General features: G+C 60.5%; 15 protein-coding genes. 13 read left to right on the plus strand and 2 right to left on the minus strand.

The window, feature by feature from the left end:
- Positions 1–29 precede the first annotated feature (29 nt).
- Complete coding sequence (locus tag ABH899_RS01635; protein ID WP_369993422.1) at positions 30–473, plus strand: NUDIX hydrolase; 444 nt, start codon at positions 30–32, stop codon at positions 471–473.
- The gene (deoC, locus tag ABH899_RS01640) at positions 470–1,147 is read left to right on the plus strand and encodes a deoxyribose-phosphate aldolase (protein ID WP_369993425.1); all 678 of its coding nucleotides are present in this window, start codon (positions 470–472) and stop codon (positions 1,145–1,147) included. The genes ABH899_RS01635 and deoC overlap by 4 nt, the downstream gene beginning before the upstream one ends.
- Here the strand turns inward: deoC and ABH899_RS01645 are convergent.
- The gene (locus tag ABH899_RS01645; RefSeq protein ID WP_483312609.1) at positions 1,113–2,378 is read right to left on the minus strand and encodes a Na/Pi cotransporter family protein; all 1,266 of its coding nucleotides are present in this window, start codon (positions 2,376–2,378) and stop codon (positions 1,113–1,115) included. The two genes, deoC and ABH899_RS01645, sit on opposite strands and share 35 nt — an antisense overlap.
- Positions 2,379–2,541: 163 nt before the next feature.
- Here ABH899_RS01645 and ABH899_RS01650 point away from each other — a divergent pair, with 163 nt between their 5' ends.
- The 4 genes from ABH899_RS01650 (at position 2,542) to ABH899_RS01665 (ending at position 5,446) form a co-directional block, all read left to right on the plus strand.
- Positions 2,542–3,906: a class I SAM-dependent rRNA methyltransferase gene (locus ABH899_RS01650; protein WP_369993429.1), complete on the plus strand. Its 1,365-nt coding sequence runs from the start codon at positions 2,542–2,544 to the stop codon at positions 3,904–3,906.
- A gap of 101 nt (positions 3,907–4,007) precedes the next feature.
- Complete coding sequence (locus tag ABH899_RS01655; protein ID WP_369993432.1) at positions 4,008–4,538, plus strand: DinB family protein; 531 nt, start codon at positions 4,008–4,010, stop codon at positions 4,536–4,538.
- A gap of 126 nt (positions 4,539–4,664) precedes the next feature.
- Positions 4,665–5,114 (plus strand): NucA/NucB deoxyribonuclease domain-containing protein, encoded by a 450-nt coding sequence (locus tag ABH899_RS01660; protein WP_218228360.1) that lies wholly within the window; start codon positions 4,665–4,667, stop codon positions 5,112–5,114.
- A 56-nt stretch (positions 5,115–5,170) separates the two neighbouring features.
- On the plus strand, positions 5,171–5,446 hold the full coding sequence (locus ABH899_RS01665) for a hypothetical protein (protein ID WP_009675426.1): 276 nt from the start codon (positions 5,171–5,173) through the stop codon (positions 5,444–5,446).
- A 67-nt stretch (positions 5,447–5,513) separates the two neighbouring features.
- On the opposite strand, the gene ABH899_RS01670 is transcribed toward ABH899_RS01665, so the two are convergent.
- Positions 5,514–5,867 (minus strand): hypothetical protein, encoded by a 354-nt coding sequence (locus ABH899_RS01670; RefSeq protein WP_369993435.1) that lies wholly within the window; start codon positions 5,865–5,867, stop codon positions 5,514–5,516.
- A 122-nt stretch (positions 5,868–5,989) separates the two neighbouring features.
- Between ABH899_RS01670 and ABH899_RS01675 the strand changes: the two genes are divergently transcribed.
- The 7 genes from ABH899_RS01675 to ABH899_RS01705 all read left to right on the plus strand — a co-directional run bounded on the left by ABH899_RS01675 (position 5,990) and on the right by ABH899_RS01705 (position 21,047).
- Positions 5,990–6,913, plus strand: coding sequence for an AEC family transporter (locus tag ABH899_RS01675; RefSeq protein WP_369993436.1), 924 nt, complete (start codon positions 5,990–5,992; stop codon positions 6,911–6,913).
- Positions 6,914–7,120: 207 nt separating this feature from the next.
- Positions 7,121–7,555, plus strand: a complete 435-nt coding sequence (locus ABH899_RS01680; protein ID WP_369993439.1) for a GNAT family N-acetyltransferase — start codon at positions 7,121–7,123, stop codon at positions 7,553–7,555.
- A 214-nt stretch (positions 7,556–7,769) separates the two neighbouring features.
- A complete protein-coding gene (locus ABH899_RS01685) occupies positions 7,770–7,994 on the plus strand; it encodes a spore germination protein (protein WP_009675411.1) in 225 nt (74 codons plus the stop codon).
- Between the two features lie 122 nt (positions 7,995–8,116).
- Positions 8,117–11,701, plus strand: a complete 3,585-nt coding sequence (addB, locus tag ABH899_RS01690) for a helicase-exonuclease AddAB subunit AddB (RefSeq protein ID WP_369993442.1) — start codon at positions 8,117–8,119, stop codon at positions 11,699–11,701.
- On the plus strand, positions 11,698–16,128 hold the full coding sequence (gene addA / locus ABH899_RS01695) for a helicase-exonuclease AddAB subunit AddA (RefSeq protein ID WP_369993445.1): 4,431 nt from the start codon (positions 11,698–11,700) through the stop codon (positions 16,126–16,128). The genes addB and addA overlap by 4 nt, the downstream gene beginning before the upstream one ends.
- 80 nt (positions 16,129–16,208) lie before the next feature.
- On the plus strand, positions 16,209–17,396 hold the full coding sequence (locus tag ABH899_RS01700) for an exonuclease SbcCD subunit D (protein ID WP_369993447.1): 1,188 nt from the start codon (positions 16,209–16,211) through the stop codon (positions 17,394–17,396).
- Between the two features lie 15 nt (positions 17,397–17,411).
- Complete coding sequence (locus ABH899_RS01705; protein ID WP_369993450.1) at positions 17,412–21,047, plus strand: AAA family ATPase; 3,636 nt, start codon at positions 17,412–17,414, stop codon at positions 21,045–21,047.
- Positions 21,048–21,106: the final 59 nt, after the last annotated feature.

Genomic DNA, 21,106 nt, shown 5'->3' on the forward strand with positions numbered 1-21,106 from the left:
ACCCCGGCACAGGCCGGAGGCTGGAAAGGATGGTTCCGATGAAGGAGATTTCGGGAGGCGGCGTTGTGTTCCGCAAGCAGGAGGAACGCACGGAGGTGCAGCTGATTCAGGACCGTTTCGGGAAAATGACGCTGCCCAAAGGAAAGATGGAGCCGGGCGAAACGATAGAGGAGACGGCGCTGCGGGAAATCGCGGAGGAAACCGGCATTACGGGCCGGATCGTGGAACCGCTGGATGTGATCTCGTACCGTTACGAGCATCCGGAGCGCGGTACCGTGGAGAAGGAAGTTCACTATTATCTGGTGGAAGCGGTCGGCGGCGATCTGCAGGCTCAGATCGAAGAAATCAGCGGAGTGGAATGGATGAGTCCGGAAACCGCTTGGAAGAAGCAGGCGGAATCGGGATACGATAACAACGACGGGGTTGTGCTTGCGGCTTTGCAAAAACTCGGATACGAGGTGAGGCTCGTATGACGGCGGCCGGCGATCTGGCGTCTTATATCGACCATACGCTCTTAAAACCGGAAGCGCGGAGCGGCGATATCCGTAAGCTTTGCGGGGAAGCGAAGGAGTTCGGCTTCTACAGCGTGTGCGTGAACAGCGAATGGGTGCCCCTGTGCAGAGAGGAGCTTCAGGGCACCGCGGTGAAAGTATGCGCGGTTGTCGGCTTTCCTCTCGGTGCGTCTCTGCCGGAGGTCAAAGCTTTCGAAGCGGCAAAAGCGGCGGAGTACGGAGCGGAAGAGATTGATATGGTTCTGGCGGTGGGCACCCTGCTGGAAGGAAACGCCGAAGCGGTGCGGGACGATATCCGGCAAGTCGTGGATGCCGTGAAAGGCCGGGCGATCGTGAAGGTGATTCTGGAGACGGGATTTCTGAGCGACGATCAGATTGTGCTTGCCTGCCGTCTTGCCGAAGAAGCCGGTGCCGCTTTCGTGAAAACCTCGACCGGATTCGGACCCGGAGGAGCGACTGCCGAGCACGTGCGTCTCATGCGGCAATCCGTATCCGTAGCCGTCCGTGTCAAGGCTTCCGGCGGTGTCCGCGATCTGGAAACGGCCCGCAGCATGATAGAAGCCGGAGCGCAGCGTCTGGGCACAAGCTCCGGCGTCGCCCTTATGTCCGGGGCTGCAGGTTCTTCTTCCTACTGAAGGGGAGATAGCAGAACGGCAGCGCAATCAGCGAACTGGCTACGTTAAAAAGCGTTTGGGCGCGGGCGATTTGCGCCGACGGATCGGCGGTCATCCAAGTCGAGACCTCATGAAGCAGGCCGATCAGCGGGAAGAAGAGCACCGTGCCTCCTACGTTGAGCAAAATATGCGACCAGGCTACGAACACGCCTGCCCGCGTGCCCCCGATGCTGGCGAGCCAGGCGGTTACGCACGTCCCGATGTTAGAGCCCAAGGTGACGGCGATGCCGAGCTCAGGCGAGATGACCCCGCTTGCCGCAAAGCCCATGGCCATTACGATGACCGCGCTGGAGCTGTGGATGAGAGCGGCGACGACCGCGCCGGCGATAACGCCCCACAGCAGGCTGACCCGGGCCTGCTCGATAAACCAGGCGAACAGGCCCTGATGCTGGAGTGCCGGACCGATGCTCTGCATGATCCGGATGCCGATCAGCACCAGGGCGAAGCCGGCCGCGGCCAGCGCCGCATAGCGGACGGCGTGCAGCCAGCCGCGCCCGGCGGGCGGCTCCTGTGCGGGGCCACGGGCGCCGCCCTGCCGCGAAGCCGGCCGGACAACCTCATGCGCGGGGGAGGGAGCGGGAGCTGCCGAGCGCACCGGCGGACGAGCGCGGTCAGGCGTCGGGCAATCCGCTGCGGGGCCGCCGCTTGTACGCGCTGAGCCGGCAGGCCGTCCCTCCGCGATGCCGCCGCCTCGCGGAGACGGCGCCGGAGTACCGGCCGGGTCCGTCTTTGCGCCGCCGGAAGCGTAGCCGCCGGGCCTGTTTCCGCCGCGGGCCGCCGCGCCCGCGCCAGCCCGGCCCCGGGCCGGGCCCGGCAGCCAGCTGGCGAGCCACACGGCGCTGGACGCCAGCAGCAGCGGCAGCGCGGCTGCGCCGAGGTTGAGCCCGATCAGCTCGGTCGTCAGGCACGTGCCGATGTTCGTGCCGAGAATGATGCCGAGCGTTCTCGGGAAAGTCAGGACGCCGGCGTTGACTAGGCCGATCGAGATCACCGTGACGGCGCTGCTGCTTTGGAGCAGTGCCGTCAGCGCGGTTCCGGTGACGAGGCCGTGGGCCGGGGTCCGGGTGGCGGTTTCGAGAAACCGGTATATTTGGGGCCCGGCCAACTGGTTTAAGGCCAGCTCCATCATTTTCATCCCGAATAAGAAGACAGACAGCCCTGCGAGTAGGGGGAGAGCCAGTGATAGCCACATAGGTCCTGCTCCTTTGATCGTTATTCCGTGGAGAACGGGTTGTCTTAGAAGTATATGAGCGGACAGCGGAGGGCATGACAAGCACCCCTGCCCGCCGCAATCGAACTGAAGTGCTTCCCGTCCAGGCAGGACGGGGGTTTTGGCAGGAGGAAGGAGCCTTACAATGGCAGCAATCGTCTTACAGAAAAAAAGAAAAAAACGGCTTGAACAGGGTCATCCCTGGATCTTCGCAAGCGAAATCGAACGCGTGGAAGGCGAACCCGTTCCCGGACAGGTCGTGGAAGTGCGGACCCATGCCGGGCAGCCGCTCGCGTCGGCATACTACAATCCGAAGTCCCAGATTACCGGACGGGTAGTCAGCTATAAACCGCTTGAAGCGATGACGAAGGAGTTTTTTGTCGAGCGTTTCGGGCGCTGCGCCAGACACCGGGCGCGGTTTTTGCAGGATTCGGATTCTTACCGTCTCGTATACGGGGAAGCGGATTTTCTGCCCGGGCTTACCGTCGATAAATTTGCGGACGTTCTCGTGGTGCAGATTTTGACGCTCGGCATGGATGTGTGCCGGGAAGCGATCACGGCGGCTTTGGTTGAAGTGTTCGCTCCGCAGGGCATTTACGAGCGCAGCGACGTGCCGGTGAGAGAGCTGGAGGGTCTGACGCAGACCACGGGTCCGCTTTACGGGGAATGTCCGCGTTATGTCCGCATTCTCGAGAACGGTCTTCATATCGAGGTCGATATCGAGCAGGGACAGAAGACGGGCTATTTCTTCGACCAGCGGGAAAATCGCGCGGCAACCGAGCCGCTTATGAAGGGCTGGGGAGCCGAAAGCGGCATCGCGCTACGCGAGGTGGAGCACGAAGGACAGATGCGGCGTCTGCCGGTTAACGCGAACGGCAAAGTCGTCACGTTCCCGTACTGGGACGGGGCCACGGTGCTCGAATGCTTCTCGCATACCGGCAGCTTTACGCTGCATGCGTGCAAATACGGGGCGAAGAAAGTCACCTGCCTGGACATTTCCGAGCATGCGGTGGAGAGCGCCCGTACGAACGTGTCGCTGAACGGGTTTGAAGACCGGGTCGAGTTCGTCGTGGCCGACGCTTTCGAATACCTGCGCAAGCAGGTGAAGGGAGTCGAGGAACGGCGCCAGAGAGCGCTGGCCGGACAAGGCGCGAAGGTCGACACCTCCAAACCCGTCGGGGAAGGACGGACGTGGGACGTTGTCATTCTCGATCCGCCCGCGTTCGCGAAGACGCGCAGCGCCGTCGAGGGCGCCTGCCGCGGCTACAAGGACATTAACCTGCACGGGATGAAGCTGGTCAACGAAGGCGGCTATCTGGTGACGGCTTCCTGCTCGTACCACATGGCGCCGGAGCTGTTCCTGGAGACTGTCCATGCGGCCGCCGTCGATGCCGGGAAGATACTCCGGCTGGTCGAATTCCGCGCCGCGGGCAAAGATCATCCGCGCCTGCTCGGGGTCGACGAAGGAAATTATCTGAAGTTTGCCGTTTTTGAAGTACGGAGCCGCTGACCGCGGTCTCCGGCTTTTTTTATTCCGGCATCCGGAGTGGTACAATAGAAGACAAAGCAAAACAGACAAGCAGAACAATACGAAACCCGGAGGGGATTAGTTTGGTAGCCTTTAAAGATATTGTGCCTTATATGGATCATGTGCGCCGCCAGCTTACGGAAGTTCTGAATTCGTTCGGCCCGGACGAAAAGCAGCTCCGCGAGAAGCCGGACGGCTGGAATGTGACCGAAGTGGTGGAGCATCTGGCGAACCTGGAAGGAATGATCCTCTATCAGCTTAAGCAGGTTGTGGGTCAAACGCCGGCCGGACCTTCCGAACCGCTGGACGAGAAGGTGACGGACGTGATGGGCATTCTGCAAGCCAGCGGAATGATCGGCAAAAAGATCGAGGCTCCGGACCCGGCCAAGCCTACGGGCACCTTGTCTTACGAAGAAGCGCTGCAAAAGCTGGATGAAGTGCGAGCGGCGACGAAGGCGCTCATTCCGAAGCTGGCCGAACGGAACACCAACGATCTTCTGTTCCCGCATCCGTCGGGTTTTGAAATGAACGCCACCCAGTGGGCGCATTTTATCGCCATCCATGAGACGGCTCACGTCAATCAGCTCAAAAGAATCCGCGAAGCCAACCGCTGATAAGCGGCGGCTGACGGAATAAACCGCGCGGGGCGAAGCCCTGCGGCGGTTTTTTTTGCGTCCGGAAAGCGCGTTTGTATGATACAATGGCAAGGATAGCCACTACATAGAATGCGGATGGAAACCATGACCAAAACACGAAAAAAGAACAAGAAAACGGCCTCGATTTTTCTTTTTCTGCTGATTGTTCTCGTCTCGGTCGTCGCCAAAAACACCGGTTTGTTCGACGGCGGGACGGGCAAGAGCACTTCTGTCGACCAGACGATCTATTTCCCGAGCGACAAGTATCCCGAAACCGCCAAGCACATCAAAGACGCGGTGGCAAAAGGAGCTTCGCCCGTCTGCACGATCGACCGGAAGGGAGCCGAAGAGAACCGCAGGCAGTCCCTGGCCGGTGTCGCGACCAAAAAAAATTACGACCGCGACGAATGGCCGATGGCGATGTGCGCCGAAGGCGGCAAGGGAGCGGATATCGCTTACATCAAACCCGCGGACAACCGGGGGGCCGGATCGTGGATCGGCAATCAGCTAGATAAACTTCCCGATGGAACACGGGTCGAGATCGTGGTAAAGTGAAGAGTCGGAACATCATTGACGGATTTTAATTTGCACACACAGGGGAGTTAATGAAGATGGGTAAAAGAAAGAACGCCGGCGGCGAGTCGCTGGACAAGCTGGATTACCGGGTTAAGGTCCTTTTGAAAGAATGGGCCGGACTAAGCGGCTTTTACGGATATAAATCCATGAGCCTGGACGAGATTTTGGAACTGGTGAATACGGACGGCTGGGAAACGAAAGTCGATAAATCGGATCCCTCGGTCAGAAGAGTGATTATGGTTAAAGAAGATACCGTCCGGAAGGCGAAATTTTTTCTCGATGAAAAGGGAAGAGCGCTGAAGGCCGACTAAAAACAGCGAAAACAAAAGAACAACCACTGAGAAACGATCAGTGGTTGCTGCGTTTTCACGTGCCTGTTTAAAAGGACGGATAAAGACCGACGGGGCCCAGGCTGCCGTAACTGCCTTGAAATTCTCCCTGGATAACATACGTTCCCGGGGCCAAGTAACCTACGGACAGTTCAACCGGGCTGGGAACAGCCGGACCGATAGCTACGCTTTTGGAGTAGACGGGACTCAGCTGTCCGTTCGGGCTTTTGGAATAAACCGTTAGCTGGACGACCTCGTTCGTTGCGCTCCACAGTCCTATGCTCGCTTTGTGCGGCGCGGCCTGGCTGACGTACAGGTCTTGGGAGACGGCCGTATAGGCTGCCGATGCGTTGGCGGAAAAAGCGAAAAAAGCGGCAAAGATCAGGACGACGATTTTTTTCATTCGTTTACCTCCTTTCTTGCTTAATAGGGAACCGATTTCGATTGCTCTTGGTTATTTTACCATATATGGGTTTGGTTGTCCGATTTATCTTTCCCGACTAACTGACGAGAAGTGATGAAAGCATGACCTATTTTATATATATCTTTCTCAACAATATCGTGCCGCTGGCGGTAATGATTCTGATCGGCGCGGCGATGTTCCGGGCGTTCCGCCTGGATATTAAGACGTTGTCGAAATTGAATTTTTACGTATTTGCTCCTGCGCTGGTTTTCGTCAAGCTGTCCGAATCGGAGTTATCCGTGGCGATTCTCGGTCAGGTACTTTTGTTCTTCCTGCTGTTTTTCACAGCCATTTCCGTGATGACCGAATTGTTCGTGCGCATCCGCAGGTACAAGGGCGGAATGAAAGGAGCCATGCGCAACAGCATTATTTTCTACAACAGCGCCAATTACGCGATTCCGCTCAATCAGATGGTATTTGTCGGGGATGCGTTCACCCTGTCCGTGCAAATGATCGTGATGATGATGCAGAATCTGCTGCCCAATACGCTCGGTGTTTACAACGTAAACGCCCATAAAAGCAGTTGGAAAGATATGTTGAAAACGGTCGCCTATCTGCCGACGATTTACATGATTCCGCTTGCTTTCGTTCTGCGTCATTATCAGATCGCGGTGCCCCAGCCGCTTAATATTCCGCTGCATTATATTGCGGACGGCTTCATGGCGACGGCTCTGCTCACCTTGGGTGTCCAGCTCGGCAGCATGAAGTGGACCTTCCGGTTCTCCGACGTGCTCTGGTCGAATTTCCTTCGGCTGTGCATGGGCCCGCTGATCGGTCTGGGCGTCGTCTGCCTGCTGGGACTTCATGGCGTGATGGCGCAAGCGCTTGTCCTGTCCTGCGCCGTGCCGACCTCCCTCAGCAGTGTCCTGCTGGCGGTCGAGTACGACAACGAGCCGGAGTTTTCTTCGCAGGCCGTGTTTATGTCTACCGTGCTCAGCATGTTTACGGTTACGCTTGTCATCTACCTCCTGCCTTACATCGGGTAGACGGGATAGGCCTACGCCGGAAAGCTTAAAGCAAGTGGCTTCCGGATCGACCGGGCGGTCGGCCGGATAGCCCCGAACACGTATACTTGACGCACGGACAGGCATGCTTGTAAGGGGTGCGGCGAGTTACGGCCGGACGGTAAGTGGATGGGCTCTATACATACAGAATTTTATGAAATTACACGGACTACGAATGGAGGGATTTCCATGCTCAAACATATAAAATCGCACACGGATCAGGAAAAAGTCAGGGAACTGCTGGGCTATGCCGTGTTTCCGGACCCTGAATCGGTGGAAGAAGCGGTGCGGTTCTACGGGCAGGCACCGGAGCGCGAGCTGTACGGATACGAATCGGAGGGAGACCTTATCGGGCTGGTCGGCTTTTCGGCGGATGCGGAAGGGACTCTGACGATCCACCATTTGGCCGTGCATCCGGAGTGCAGGGGGGTCGGTTACGGCCGGGGACAGATCCTGGAGCTGATCCAGCTGAAAAAGCCCCGGGAAATCGTGGCGGAGACGGACGAGGACGCCGTCGATTTTTACCGCAGCATCGGCTTTACGGTAAGTTCGCTGGGAGAGAAATACCCCGGCACGGAAAGATTCGTCTGCCGCTACGAGGCAGAGCCGGAAGAGGAAGAGTAGGCGGAAGCGTTTCCTCCGGAAACGGGATGCGTGCCTGCGTTTCTACCGGCAAACGTGATGAGTGGGGCGGTCTTCGGACCGCCTTTTTTGATGCGAAAAAAACCTTTCCGCCAAAGCGCCCCTCCATATGGAAGGAAATAAAGCGGGAAAGTGACACTTGGGCCCTCTCGTACATACAATGAAACACGGTCAGTCTGGTTTGGAGGGGGTTCGGATGGTGGGTTCCATTGTCGGGAGTATCAAAATCAACAGTGTCTCTAACAGTTCCAACGTTCAAATCGGAAATACCGCTTATATCGTGATGTCCAGCAACAACAAAATGAGCGGAGGAGCCGCAGCGTTTTCGCCGGGCGACAGCTTCGGAAGTTTAACCAACAACCCTAACAGCGTGACGAACGAACCGGAAATCAATCAAGGAACGCGGGCTTTGAACGGCTAAAATTGAAAATAGTCCCATGTCCGCCGCTTGCCCCCCCTCTCGCTACTTATGTTACAATAGAACGATAGAGAACATAGATTCCCCACGGGAACAAGTGACATGGTGAAAGGGGCGTACCCGACATGCCCGTACGTTTTATAACTGGCCGTGCAGGGAGCGGCAAAAGCAAGCTCTGCATGGATGAAATCATAGAGAACTTAAAACAGCGGCCGGAGGGGCCGCCTTTGATTCTGATCGTACCCGAGCAGGCGACTTTCCAGACGGAGCTGGCGCTTGTCGATCATCCCGATGTAGGCGGAACGATACGCGCGCAGGTGCTCAGCTTCCGCCGTCTGGCCTGGAGGGTGATGCAGGAGAGAGGCGGAACGGCCCGCCAGCCTATTGACGACGTAGGGAAAAAGCTTCTTCTGCACAAGCTTTTACATAAGCGGAAAGGCGATCTGCGTTTCTACCGGTCGGTGTACGAGCAGACAGGCTTCGTCGACCGGCTGAACGATCTGTTCGCGGAGTGGAGGCGCTACTGCGTGACGGGAGAGAGTCTCCATGAACATGTAGACAGGTACGACGATTTTCTCGGCAGCAAAAAGCAGCTCCTGCGGGATAAAATGCGGGATCTCCAATTGATTTACGGGGCTTTCGAACACGAAATTTCGCTCCGGTATCTCGACGGGGAAGGAACGCTGGCCAAATTGGCCGAAGAGCTCGGGCAGTCGTCGCTTGTTCGAGACGCGCAGATTTGGATCGACGGGTTCCACGGCTTTACGCCCCAGGAGCTGATGGTGGTAAAGGGGCTTTTTGAGCACGGAGCCGGGACCACGGTGTCGCTCTGCGTGAACCGGCCTTATTATGCCGGAGAGATTCCGGACGAGCTGGATCTGTTCCACCCGACGGCACGTACGATGGCGCAGCTCCAGGAGCTGGTGGATGCCGTAGGCGTCGGGCCGGCTGAAACCGTGGCCGTACAGCCCGTTCTGTCGCCCCGGTTCGCCGCCAGTCCGATGCTCGCCCATCTGGAGAATTCGTTTGAGCAGCGCATCGGCCGGTACGGCAGCCCGTATCTTCCGGCCGGACCCGGCGAACGGGAGCAGCTTTCGCTTTACGCCGCCGTCAACCGCAGGGCCGAAGCCGAAGGCGTAGCCCGGGAAATGACGAGGCTGGCCCGTGAACAGGGAGTCCGCTGGCGGGATATGGCCGTGATGGTCCGCAACATGGCGGACTACGAGGATCTTCTGGAGACCGCGTTTACCGATTACGGGATTCCGCACTTTTTTGACCAGAAAAGAACGGTGCTGCATCACCCTCTTGCGGAATTCATCCGCTCGGCTCTGGAAACGGTGCTTCATAACTGGGGCTACGATGCGGTATTCCGCTGCGTAAAAACAGACCTTCTCCTGCCTTGGAACGGGGACGGCGAAGAAGCGGCGGCGAAGACGCTGGCGGAGCAGAGGGCGGCGATGGACCGCCTCGAAAATTACGTGCTTTCCTACGGAATCCAGGGAAACCGGTGGACCGACGGCAAGCCGTGGACTCACCGCAGCCGGGCCTCGCTGGAAGACGAAGAGACGGCGGCGAATGAGGCGGAGGAGCTTTATCTGCAGGAAATTCAGCAGACCCGGGAATGGGTGGCGGAGCCGCTGCTCCGTTTCCAGAAAAATCTCAAGCGGGCCAAAACGGTCCAGTCGAGAACGCAGGCGCTGTACGAGCTTCTGGAAGACGTGCATGCGCCGGAACGGCTGGAGCAGTGGTATGCGGAAGCGGCGGCAGACGGCCGGCCGGAGAAAGCCCGGGAGCACAGCCAGATCTGGGGCAGCCTGATGGATCTGCTCGATCAGTTGGTCGAGCTGATGGGCGAGGAAGAAATATCGGCCGAGCTGTACGGCGAGCTGCTGGAAACCGGGCTGGAGAACATCAAGCTCGGCCTCGTTCCTCCGGCGCTCGACCAGGTGCTTGTCGGCAGCATGGACCGTACCCGTTCCATGAAAATCCGGTACGCCTTCATACTCGGCGTCAGCGACGGGGTCATTCCGGCGTCGCCGACGGAAGACGGCGTCCTGGCGGAAGCGGAACGTGAGCTGCTGCTTCAGACGGGGCTGCCGATGGCGGACGGAAACCGCCGGAGGCTGCTGGACGAGTCCTTCCTGATTTACTCTTCACTGGCCGTTCCGAGCCGCCGGTTGTCCTTGTCTTACCCGCTTGCCGATGAAGAAGGCAAATCGCTGCTTCCCTCGGAACTGATCCGCCAGGTGAAGGGATTATTTCCCGAGCTGCGCGAGGTCCAGTGGATGGGCGAGCCTTCGCCTCTTATGTCCGCAGAGGAACAGCTTTCCTATATGCAAAATCCTTCGCGGGCGATGTCTTACCTCGGCGTCCAGCTGAAGCAGTGGATGAGAGGGGCGGCCATCGGCGATTTGTGGTGGGGCACCTACAACTATTTTGCGGGGGAGCCGGAGTGGAAGGGCAGCATGAACCGCCTCGTTCAAGGGCTGCTGTATGCCAACCGGGAGGACAAGCTGCCACGCGAAACGAGCCGTCTTCTGTACGGACGTCATCTCCGTGCGAGCGTATCCCGGATGGAGCGCTACGTAGCGTGCCCGTTCGCCCACTTCCTGACGCACGGCCTCAAACTCAAGGAGCGCAGGGTATTCCGTCTGGAAGCTCCGGATATCGGGCAGCTGTTCCACGGCGCGCTCAACTTGTTCGTGCGCGGGCTGCAGGAGGACAAGGTCGATTGGGCCAGCCTGAGCACGGAAGAAACCTACCGGCGGACATCCGACGTCGTCGACCGGCTTGCGCCACGGCTGCAGGGCGAAATTCTCCTGAGCTCCAAGCGGTACCGGTATATTTCCCATAAGTTGAAGCAGGTCGTGGGAAAAGCGGCCGTCATGCTGGGCGAACACGCGAAACGCAGCCGGTTTTCACCGGTAGGGCTGGAAATCGATTTCGGGCCGGGCGGCATGCTGCCTTCTCTGACCTTCCAGCTCGACAACGGATGCACGATGGAAATTATCGGACGGATCGACAGAGTGGACCAGGCCCAGGGGGACAGCGGTCTGCTGCTTCGTGTGATCGATTACAAGTCAAGCCCTACTGCGCTGGATTTGTCCAGCGTCTACTACGGGTTGTCCCTTCAGATGCTCACGTATCTGGACGTGATCTTAACTCATGCGCCCCAGTGGCTCGGCATGAGCGCCACACCGGCAGGGGTGCTGTATTTTCATGTGCACAATCCCCTGCTGCAGTTTACGAACGGCATGACCGTCCAGGACGTAGAGAAAGAACTGCGCAAGCGGTACAAGATGAAAGGACTCCTTATGGCCGATCCGGAAGTCGTGAAAATGATGGACAGCGACCTAGCGGGCGCAGCGGGCCACTCCCAACTGGTACCGGCCGCCTTGTCCAAGGATGGAGGCTTTTATAAATCGTCCTCCGTCGCTTCGGAAGAGCAGTGGGATACCCTGCGCGGTTATGTGCGGGACCGGATTCGCGATATCGGTACGGAGATTACGGAAGGACGGGTGGATATCACCCCTTACCGCACGGGAAATAAGACGGCTTGTCAGCATTGTTCTTACAAGGCGGTGTGCCAATTTGATCCCGCGCTGGACGGCAACGAGCCCAAGCATCTGGCCAAAATCGGACGCGACCGCGTCTGGGCCGAGCTTACCAGGAAAGAGACGGGAAGCGGAGAGGAGGAGCAGAACCGATGACAACGACACCGAGAACGAAACCTCCGGGAACCACGTGGACGGACGAGCAGTGGGACGCCATCGCCCTGCGGGGGCAAAACATGCTTGTGGCCGCAGCGGCCGGCTCGGGAAAAACGGCCGTACTGGTCGAGCGGATTATCCGCCGCATTTCCGATGAGGCTTCTCCCCTGGATGTGGACCGTCTGCTGGTCGCGACCTTTACGAAGGCAGCCGCAGCCGAAATGAAGCAGAGAATACGCGAGGCGCTGGAAAAAGAGCTGACGGCAAACCCGGACTCTCAGCACTTGAAGCGGCAGCTTGCCCTGATGGGGCGGGCTTCCGTGACGACCCTCCATTCCTTCTGTCTGGAAGTTATCCGCAGGCACTACAGCCTGATTCGGCTCGATCCCGGGTTCCGCATCGCCAACGAAACGGAAGCGGAGCTGATGCGGCACGACCAGCTCGAAGAAATGATGGAGCAGTACTACGGGGAAAGCGGAGAAGACAGCCCGTTCTGGCGGCTCGTCGATACGTTCGGCGGCGAGCGCAGCGACGTTCCCCTCCATCTGCTGATCCAGAAGCTGTACGACGAGTCGCGCAGTCACCCGTGGCCGGAACATTGGCTGCGCGAGATGGCGCTGATGTTCGGACCGAAGAACTACGAGCTGATCACGGGAAGGGATGCTTCCGGTGAAGACGAGCGGACGGCCGCCTTGGCGGAAGTCAGCGAAGGCTATGCGGAAGCGGCTGCGGCTTCTAATTCGGCTGCGGTCGGAGCGGCGGAGGAAGCCGCTTTGGCGAATGCGGCGGACAATGAGGATAACGCTGAAGGGAACGGAAACGAAGGCGAAGGCGAGGGCGCACCTGCCGAATTCTGGCTCAAGGGCCTCACCGACGATGTCCGCTTGGAGCTTCAGGGGACCGCCGAGCTCTTGAAGCAGGCTCTCGAAATCACCGGTCAGCCGGGCGGCCCGCTTCCTTACGCGACTGCCGTGCAGGATGATCTGACCATGGTCGAGGGGCTTACGGACATAGCCGAGAACTATCCGTGGGACATTCTGTTCAGCGCGTTTCAGACCGTGTCTTTCGGGAAGCTCAAGCCTTGCAAGAAAGACGAAGTGGACCCGCAGCTCCAGGAACAGGTGAAACAACTGCGGAGCCGGGCCAAGGAACGCATCACCTCCCTCCAGGAAGAATTGTTCGGGCGGCCGCCGGAGCGGTTTCTGGAGGAAACGCGGGAATTGGCGCCCGTTATTCACGCGCTGGTCGATCTCGTCATCGACTTCGGAGGGCGCTACAGCAAGGCCAAGGCCGCCAAAGGTCTGGTCGATTTCGCCGATCTGGAGCATTTCTGCCTGCGCATTCTGCGCGCCGAAGAGTCTGCGCCGGATCGTCTGATCCCTTCGCGGGCGGCGCTCGAATACAGGGAGCAGTTCGCGGAGGTGCTGCTTGACGAGTACCAGGACACGAACCGCGTCCAGGAAGCTATCGTGGAACTGATCGCCGAACCGCTCCCGGGCAACCGATTTATGGTCGGCGACGTGAAGCAGAGCATTTACCGCTTCCGACTGGCGGAGCCCGGGCTTTTTCTGGAGAAGTACAAAAGCTTCACCGGGGACGGCAGCGGTCCGGGAAGACGGATCGACCTGGCCCGGAACTTTAGAAGCCGGGCGGAGGTAGTCGATGCCGTCAACTTTATTTTCCGGCAGATCATGAATGAGGGCGTCGGCGACATTGCTTACGACGAGCGGGCGGAGCTGGTGAACGGCGCGTCTTATCCGGCGGCCGAAGGCCAGAACCTGTCCGTCGAAATGATGCTCATCGACCGTGCGGCAGCCGCACAGGCGTCCGACGGGGAAGAGAGCGATGCGGAGGAAGCGGCCGGGGAGATTTCAGCCGAGGAGCAGGGGGGCGAGCTGGACGGCATCCTGGAAGGCCAGGAGCTGGAAACCGCCCAGATGGAAGCCCGGGCGATCGCCCGCAAGATACAGGACATGCTGGATCCGCAGGACGGGCGGCCCTACCTCGTGTACGATAAACGGTCCGGCTCCATGAGGCCCGCCACGTACCGGGATATGGTCATTCTGCTGCGCGCTACCCAGCAGTGGTCGCCGATTTTTATTGAAGAATTGAGGCAGCTTGGCATCCCGGCTTACGCCGATTTAAATACCGGGTATTTTACGGCGACGGAAGTCGAAGTCATGCTCTCGCTGCTGAAAGTGATTGACAACCCGTATCAGGACGTTCCGCTTGCGGGCGTCCTCCGTTCACCGATTGTCGGCCTGACGGCGGATGAACTGGCTTCCCTGCGCATTTCCGGCAAAAATATCCCGTTCTACGAGGCGGTCCGGGCTTACGCCCAAGGAATTCGTCCGCTGGGGAACGCGGAGGGCGGAAGCGGCTTGCAGGATGCCGGCGAGTGGAAGCCCGACGAGGAACTGCGCGGCAAAATCGCAGACTTTCTGAGGCGCCTGGAAGAGTGGCGGAGCGAAGCCCGGCAGGGAGCGCTCGCCCGTCTCATCTGGAAGGTGTACGGAGACACCGGCTACTTCGATTTCGTGGGTGCGATGCCCGGAGGGCAGCAGCGCCAGGCGAACCTCAGGGCGCTTTACGACCGGGCGAGGCAGTATGAGAACACCTCCCTGCGGGGGCTGTTCCGGTTTCTCCGCTTTATCGAGCGGATGAAGGACACCGGAGGCGACCTCGGGACCGCCCGGGCGCTGGGCGAGCAGGAGGATGTCGTACGGATCATGTCCATCCACAAGAGTAAAGGACTCGAGTTTCCGGTCGTTTTCGTTGCCGGACTCGGCAAAATGTTCAACCAGCGCGACCTGCTCGACCCGTTCCTGATCCATAAGGAACTGGGCTTCGGTCCGCGCTTTGTGGATACGAAGCTGCGGGTCGGCTATCCGACCCTTCCGCAGCTTGCGATCCGGCGCCGGATGCGCATCGAGACGCTTGCCGAGGAGCTGCGCGTCCTGTATGTGGCGCTCACCCGGGCACGGGAGAAGCTGTTCCTGCTCGGCACGGTCCGCTCGCTGGACAAGCAGCTCCAGGGCTGGGGCAGGCACCTGGAGAAGAACAGCTGGCCGCTTCCGGACGACGAAGTCGCGCGTGCGCGCAGCTACCTGGACTGGCTGGGCCCCGCACTCATGCGGCACCGGGATGCGTCTTTGTGGAGAGAGAAAGCCGGACTTCAGGAACACAGTCCTCCGGCGCTGGCGGCAGACGGCTCCAAGTGGCGCTTCGAAGTGATTGCGCCCGAGGAGCTGGCGGCCATGGGGAAAGCCGACGAATCCGTCACGATTCAGGCGGACCGGCTGGAGGCGCTGAAACACCTGAACAAGGTGCCGACTTTTACCGGGGAATGGGACGTTGCGCTTGCGAAATCGCTGTCGTGGACGTATCCGTTTGCCCAGGCGACCGCTTATTTTTCCAAAACGTCCGTTTCCGAGCTGAAAAGGCAGGCAGACCGCAGTACGGCTTCCGATCACGAAGAAATTCCGTCGGCCGAGCTGATGCCAAGCCCGGGGAGCGGACTCATTTTGCCGACCCGGCTGCTGAAAATGGCGGGGGCGGCGGAAGCGTCCCGGTTGAACGGGGAGCATTCTCTCGGTACGCCAGCCCTTCCGGGCGATACGGAAGGGACCCGTGCCGGAGGGAATTCGGTTTTTCATCTGGCGACTTTTATGGACAGCCCCGCGCTCATGCAGGCGGAAGATCGGCGGGAGCGGGAGTCGGCTGAGACTCAGGACATACAGGAACCGCAAGCGGCACAAGACACGCTAACAGCGAGCGAGCCGATTGAGCCCCCTGGTGAAGCAGGCGGGGAAGTTCCCGCCGGTGCCTCCATTCCCGGTACACCTTCGGCCGGTTCCTCGTCAAGAACGTCGCTTCTGCGGCGTCCCCGTTTTATGGAAGAGAAGAAATTGACCTCTGCGGAGCGAGGAACCGTTTTTCACGCCGTCATGCAGCATATGCCGTTGAAGGAAGTGACGCCGGAAGCGGTGGAAGCTGTTATCCGGGAAATGATCGACAAGGAACTGCTTACCCCGGCTCAAGCAAGAGCGGTGGATACGGAAATCCTTGCGGGCTTTTTCCGGACACAGATCGGCCAAAAGCTTGCCGCCTCTACCCGGGTATGGCGTGAAGTGCCTTTCAGCTTGGGGCTTCCCGCCGGCCGTGTCTACCCGAATGCGGATGCGTCGACCCGCCAGGAGACGGTGCTTGTGCAGGGTGTGATCGACTGCCTGTTCGAATCGGACGGCAATCTGATTATGCTCGATTACAAGACGGACCGTGTCAAAGGCGTCGGTCTCGAAGCGCTCCGGGAAAGATACCGGATCCAGCTTGGCTTGTACGGACAGGCAGTGGAAAAAATCTGGAAGCGCAAGCTTGCGGGAACCTACCTGTTTTTCTTTGACGGCGGGCACGTGGTGGAAATTTGAATGGAAGAGGCCGGACAAAAACCGCTGGATAAAGGCGGGACGGCCGTTTTTACAGATACAATCAGATTTGGGGGATAGGTATGCGCATACTGCACACCGGTGACTGGCACTTGGGGAGAACCCTGGAAGGGCGGAGCCGGTTTGAGGAACAGGTTGCTTTCGTGGACGAACTCGTCCGCATTGTCAGAGAAGGGAATATCGATCTCGTGCTGCTGGCGGGAGATGTGTATGACACCGTCAATCCGCCTGCCGCTGCGGAGCAGCTTTTTTACGACGCTCTGTCCAGGCTGGCCGAGGACGGCCGCAGGGAAGTTGTCGTCATTTCGGGCAACCACGATCACCCGGACCGTCTGGGGGCGTCTTCCCCGATTGCCAAGGCGCAGGGAATCTCTCTGATCGGGCTGCCGAAAGCGGGCCTGATGGAGATCGGGATTCCGAGAACCGGCGAAACGGCCAAACTATTTGCGCTGCCGTATCCGTCCGAGTCGAGACTGGGCGAGCTGCTCAGCGACGACGCCGGCGAAGAAGTGCTCAGGAGAGCTTACTCCCAGCGGGTAGGCGAGCTGGTCAAGGCTCAAACGGCGGGCTTTGGTCCCGACACCGTGAACCTGATCATGAGCCACATTTACGTGCTCGGGGGAAAAGAAAGCGAATCGGAGCGTCCGATTCAGGTCGGCGGAGCGTACACGGTCGATACATCGGCACTCGATGTCGGCGCGCAGTATGTGGCGCTCGGCCACCTGCATCGTCCGCAGACGCTTAAAGCGCAGAGCCCCATCCGCTACTGCGGTTCCCCGCTTGCCTACAGCTTTTCCGAAGCGGGCCAAGCCAAGTCGCTGACCGTTCTGGACGTCAAACCGGGAGAACCGGCCTCGATCGAAGAAATCTATTTGACATCCGGCCGCCCGCTAGTGAACTGGAAAGCGAAGGAAGGGCTGGCGGAGGTGCACCGCTGGCTGGACGAAGGGCGGGACGCAAACGCGTGGATCGACCTGGAAATTCATATCGCGGAAGCGATGTCGCTGCACGACATTCAAACCCTGCGCAAGGCGCGCAGCGGGTTTATCCATATCAAACCGGTCTATCCGCAGCAGCAGCCGGCCGAGGAAGAAGCGGCCTTACTGTCAAGCGCGGGGCTGCCGGTGGACGAGCTGTTCCGCCGATTCTACGAACGGCAGACGGGCGGGGCGAGGCCCGAGCCCGAGCTCGTGCAGCTCTTCATGGAGCTGCTGCAGGATCATTCGGACGGCCCGGAGCAGGCCGAATAAAGGGAGGCGAAACGTATGCGTCCGATACGGCTGCAAATGTCCGGTCTGCAAAGCTACCGGGAATCACAGGAAATAGATTTTACGCAATTGTGCGATGCCGGCGTGTTCGGTATTTTCGGACCGACGGGGAGCGGAAAGTCGTCCATTCTGGACGCCTTGACGCTGGCGCTCTACGGCAAAGTCGAACGGGCCTCCGGCGGTACGCAGGGGATCATGAACCATGCCGAGAATACGCTGGCGGTCTCGTTCACTTTCGAACTCAGCTATCCGACGGGCGCCGTCCGGTACCGGGTGGACCGCCAGTTCAAGAGAGGCTCGGACGTCTCGGTTACGAATACCGTAAGCCGTTTTGTCCGTCTGAGCGGGGAGGAACCGGTCGTACTGGCCGATAAATCCACGGATGTAACCAACCGGGTCCACCAGGTGCTCGGGTTGTCCATGCAGGATTTTACCCGCGCCGTAGTGCTTCCTCAGGGGAAATTCGCCGAATTTCTTTCGTTGACCGGCAAAGACCGGCGGCAGATGCTTCAGCGGCTGTTCCATCTTGAAGCTTACGGCGATCATCTCAGCGCGCGCGTAAGCGGACGGCTGAAAGAAGCCGACGGCCTGCTTAAACAGATCGCCGCCGAGCAGCAGGGATTGGGAGACGCATCCGAAGAAGCGCTGGCCCAGGCCGGCGAGAGGTTGAAGGAGGCGGCTGAGTATGCCGTCGTCCAGCGCAAGCTTTTTCAGCAGGCGTCCGCCCGCTACGAGGAGATGAAGCAGATTGTAAGCGTGCAAAAGGATGAGCGGCAGACGGAATTGGAGCTTCGCAAAACCGAGGAAGAAGAGCCGGGAATCCGGCAGCGCGAAGATAACCTGAAGCGCGCGGAGGAAGCGGAGAAGCTGCGTCCTTATGTCGAGCATGCGGAAGCTTCGGCGAAAGCGGAGGCGGAGCACCGGGGGCGGATCGCTCAGGCAAGGGACCGCTCCAGCCAGGCCGAAGTGAAATTAGACACGGCCTTGCAGGCGTCCGAGCAGGCCCGGCAGGAGTTGGCCGGAAGCGAGGAGCCCCTGCTGATCCGGTTGGAGCGTTTGAACCAGGCACTGGAGCAGGAGCGTCAGCTTGCCGACCTTCACAAGCAGTGCGAAAGCCTCAAAACGAGCGAGGAACATCTGCTTTCACAGCTTTCCGCGGTGAAAGAGGCATTCCGCAAGGAGCAGGAGACGAAGGAAAAGGCGCTGGGCAAGCAGGCGGAGCTGAAAGAAGCGCTGAAAAGCGTAGAGGTCGGATACGAGCAGCGCAGCCTTCTCCAAGAAGCATGGGACGCCAAAAGGGAGCTGGATATGCAGATGCGCCAGCTTCAGGAACTCCGGCAGGAGACCGGCGGAAGACGCCGGACGATGGAGGCCGGAGAGCGCGAGCTGGCGGTCCGTGCCGGGGAACTGACCGCTTGGACGGAACACTTTGCCCGCTGGCTCGGTGAACTCGGCGCCGGCAGGACGGAAGCTCTGCAGCTGCGTCAACGGCTGGCGAAGCAGGAAGAAGCGGCGGCCGCGCTGCTTCAGATTCGCAAACGGGAAGACCGCGAGCGCGAACTGCGGAATCTGGCCGGAAAGCTGGCGCACGAACTGCACGAAGGGCAGCCCTGCCCTGTGTGCGGCGCTGTGGAGCATCCGGCTCCTTACCGCGAAGAAGAGGTGGAGGCGGAGAAGACTTCCCCTGGCGCAGAGGAATGCGAAACGCTCCTTCGCGCCATTCGGGAAGCGGGAATGGAGGCGGACCGTCACATTTTCGGCCTCGATAGTCTCGCCAAACGGGCGCTTGAGCACGAGCGCGCCGGAACGGATCATCCGCAGGCTGCAGCAAACAAGTCTGCCGCCAATTCCGCTTCCAGGGACGAGACCGATCATGCGGCCGCAGAGGCGGCGCTCATGCTGGCGGAAGCGGCTGCGGCGGTTCAAGCGGATCTGGAGCTGCCGCCTGATAAGTCCCCGGTAGATTCCGCGGACCGGACAGGCAAAGCCGACGGCATACTGGAAGCGGCAGCGTCCTCGACTGCGGCAGAGAGCCTCGCCGCCACCGCTGGTATCCGGAAGGGCGAAGCCGGAATCTCTGCGGGCGAGGCGCTGCGGCAGCTGGCCGCTTTCGAGCGGCCGCAAGCGGAGACCGCGCGTGTAGGCCGTTTGGCGGCAGAGCTCGAAGCGGGCTTCCAAGCCCTCCTGAAACGGCTGAAGCCGCTTGAAGCCGGCATGCAGGCCGCCGAGGCGGAGCTGCGTTCGCAGCGCGCAGCCCTTCAGGCCGACGAAACCAAAGCGCAGGCTTTGGAGCAAAGCATCCGCGGCCGGGCAGAAGCCTGGCAGAAGCGGTTCGGCGCCCGGGGCCTGGAGCTGGACGCCGTGGAGGCCCGCCTGAAGCAGCTGGGCGAGCAGGAGCGCCAGGCGGAAGAGCTGCGCGGCCGCATCGAGAAGAGCATCCCGTTCATCGACGGGGTGCTCGCGAAGATCGAGCAGCTCCGCACCGAGGCGGCGGAGCTCGACAAAACCGCCCTGCAGCTCGCGACCAAGCTGCAGGGGCTGTCCCAGCTCGCCGCCGAGAAGGCGCAGCAGCTGCACGACCGCGTCGGCGGCGAGCCGGTGCCGCGCCAGATCGCGGCGGCTCAGGCCGAGCTCGATCGGCTGCGCGCCCGAGCGGAGCAAACCCGGCTCGCGCACGAGCAGGCCCGCCGCGAGCAGCAGGAGGCGGCCCAGGCGCTCAGCGCGGCCGAACAGGCCGCCGCATCCGCCGCCGGGCAGCTCGCAGAGGCGCGGGAGCGGCTGGACCGCGCGCTGAAGGCTTCCTCCTTCGCGGATGCCGACGCCGTGCGGAGCGCGTACGTCGCCGAAGCGCAGCGCGCCGAGTGGAGCGCGGAGGCGCGGCGTCACCGCGAGCGCGAGCAGACGCTCCGCTCCCGGCTCGCGCAGCTGCGGGAGCAGCTTGCCGGGCGGACGGTCAGCGAAGAAGGCTGGACCGGCATGCTGCTCGAGCTGCGCGAAGCCCAGGAGCGCGACGAGGCCGCGCTCGCGGTCCGCGCCAAGGCGGAACGCGACTGCGAGGAGCTGCAGGCGAAGCACGAGCAGTGGCGCCGGCTGGAAGAGCGGCGCCGCGCGCAGCAGACCTTGCACGGTCGGCTGGCGAAGCTGCAGTCCGTGCTGAAAGCGAACGCCTTCGTCGAGTTCCTCGCGGAGGAGCAGCTGATGCAGGTGAGCCGGGCCGCTTCGCAGCGGCTCGGGCAGCTCACCCGGCAGCGCTACGCGATCGAGGTGGACTCCGGCGGCGGTTTCGTGATCCGCGACGACGGCTCCGGCGGGGTGAAGCGCCCGGTCGGCACGCTGTCCGGCGGCGAAACGTTCCTGACGTCGCTCGCGCTCGCGCTCGCTTTGTCGGCTCAGATCCAGCTCAAGGGCGAGGTGCCCCTGGAATTTTTCTTCCTGGACGAAGGGTTCGGTACCCTGGACCAGGATCTGCTGGACATGGTGGTCACCTCCCTTGAGAAGCTCCACATGGACCGGCTTGCGGTCGGCGTGATCTCGCACGTGCCGGAGCTGAGGGCTCGTCTGCCGCGCAAGCTGATCGTCGAGCCGGCCGAACCGTCCGGACGCGGCAGCCGGGTGAGGCTGGAGCTGCTGTAAGGCCGACGGGCCGTATACGACGGACGTTGGCTCTGCAGTGCCCTGCCTGCGTTTTTAGG

The sequence above is a fragment of the Paenibacillus sp. RC84 genome (assembly GCF_041260495.1).
Taxonomy (GTDB): Bacteria; Bacillota; Bacilli; order Paenibacillales; family NBRC-103111; genus Paenibacillus_F.

Coding starts and splice junctions, on each gene's coding strand:
- deoC (WP_369993425.1), top strand. CDS start 470: ATGACGGCGGCCGGCGATCTGGCGTCTTATATCGACCATACGCTCTTA.
- ABH899_RS01700 (WP_369993447.1), top strand. CDS start 16,209: ATGCGCATACTGCACACCGGTGACTGGCACTTGGGGAGAACCCTGGAA.
- ABH899_RS01665 (WP_009675426.1), top strand. CDS start 5,171: ATGGGTAAAAGAAAGAACGCCGGCGGCGAGTCGCTGGACAAGCTGGAT.
- ABH899_RS01645 (WP_483312609.1), bottom strand. CDS start 2,378: ATGTGGCTATCACTGGCTCTCCCCCTACTCGCAGGGCTGTCTGTCTTC.
- ABH899_RS01660 (WP_218228360.1), top strand. CDS start 4,665: ATGACCAAAACACGAAAAAAGAACAAGAAAACGGCCTCGATTTTTCTT.
- addB (WP_369993442.1), top strand. CDS start 8,117: ATGCCCGTACGTTTTATAACTGGCCGTGCAGGGAGCGGCAAAAGCAAG.
- ABH899_RS01650 (WP_369993429.1), top strand. CDS start 2,542: ATGGCAGCAATCGTCTTACAGAAAAAAAGAAAAAAACGGCTTGAACAG.
- ABH899_RS01675 (WP_369993436.1), top strand. CDS start 5,990: ATGACCTATTTTATATATATCTTTCTCAACAATATCGTGCCGCTGGCG.
- ABH899_RS01680 (WP_369993439.1), top strand. CDS start 7,121: ATGCTCAAACATATAAAATCGCACACGGATCAGGAAAAAGTCAGGGAA.
- ABH899_RS01670 (WP_369993435.1), bottom strand. CDS start 5,867: ATGAAAAAAATCGTCGTCCTGATCTTTGCCGCTTTTTTCGCTTTTTCC.
- ABH899_RS01635 (WP_369993422.1), top strand. CDS start 30: ATGGTTCCGATGAAGGAGATTTCGGGAGGCGGCGTTGTGTTCCGCAAG.
- addA (WP_369993445.1), top strand. CDS start 11,698: ATGACAACGACACCGAGAACGAAACCTCCGGGAACCACGTGGACGGAC.
- ABH899_RS01685 (WP_009675411.1), top strand. CDS start 7,770: ATGGTGGGTTCCATTGTCGGGAGTATCAAAATCAACAGTGTCTCTAAC.
- ABH899_RS01705 (WP_369993450.1), top strand. CDS start 17,412: ATGCGTCCGATACGGCTGCAAATGTCCGGTCTGCAAAGCTACCGGGAA.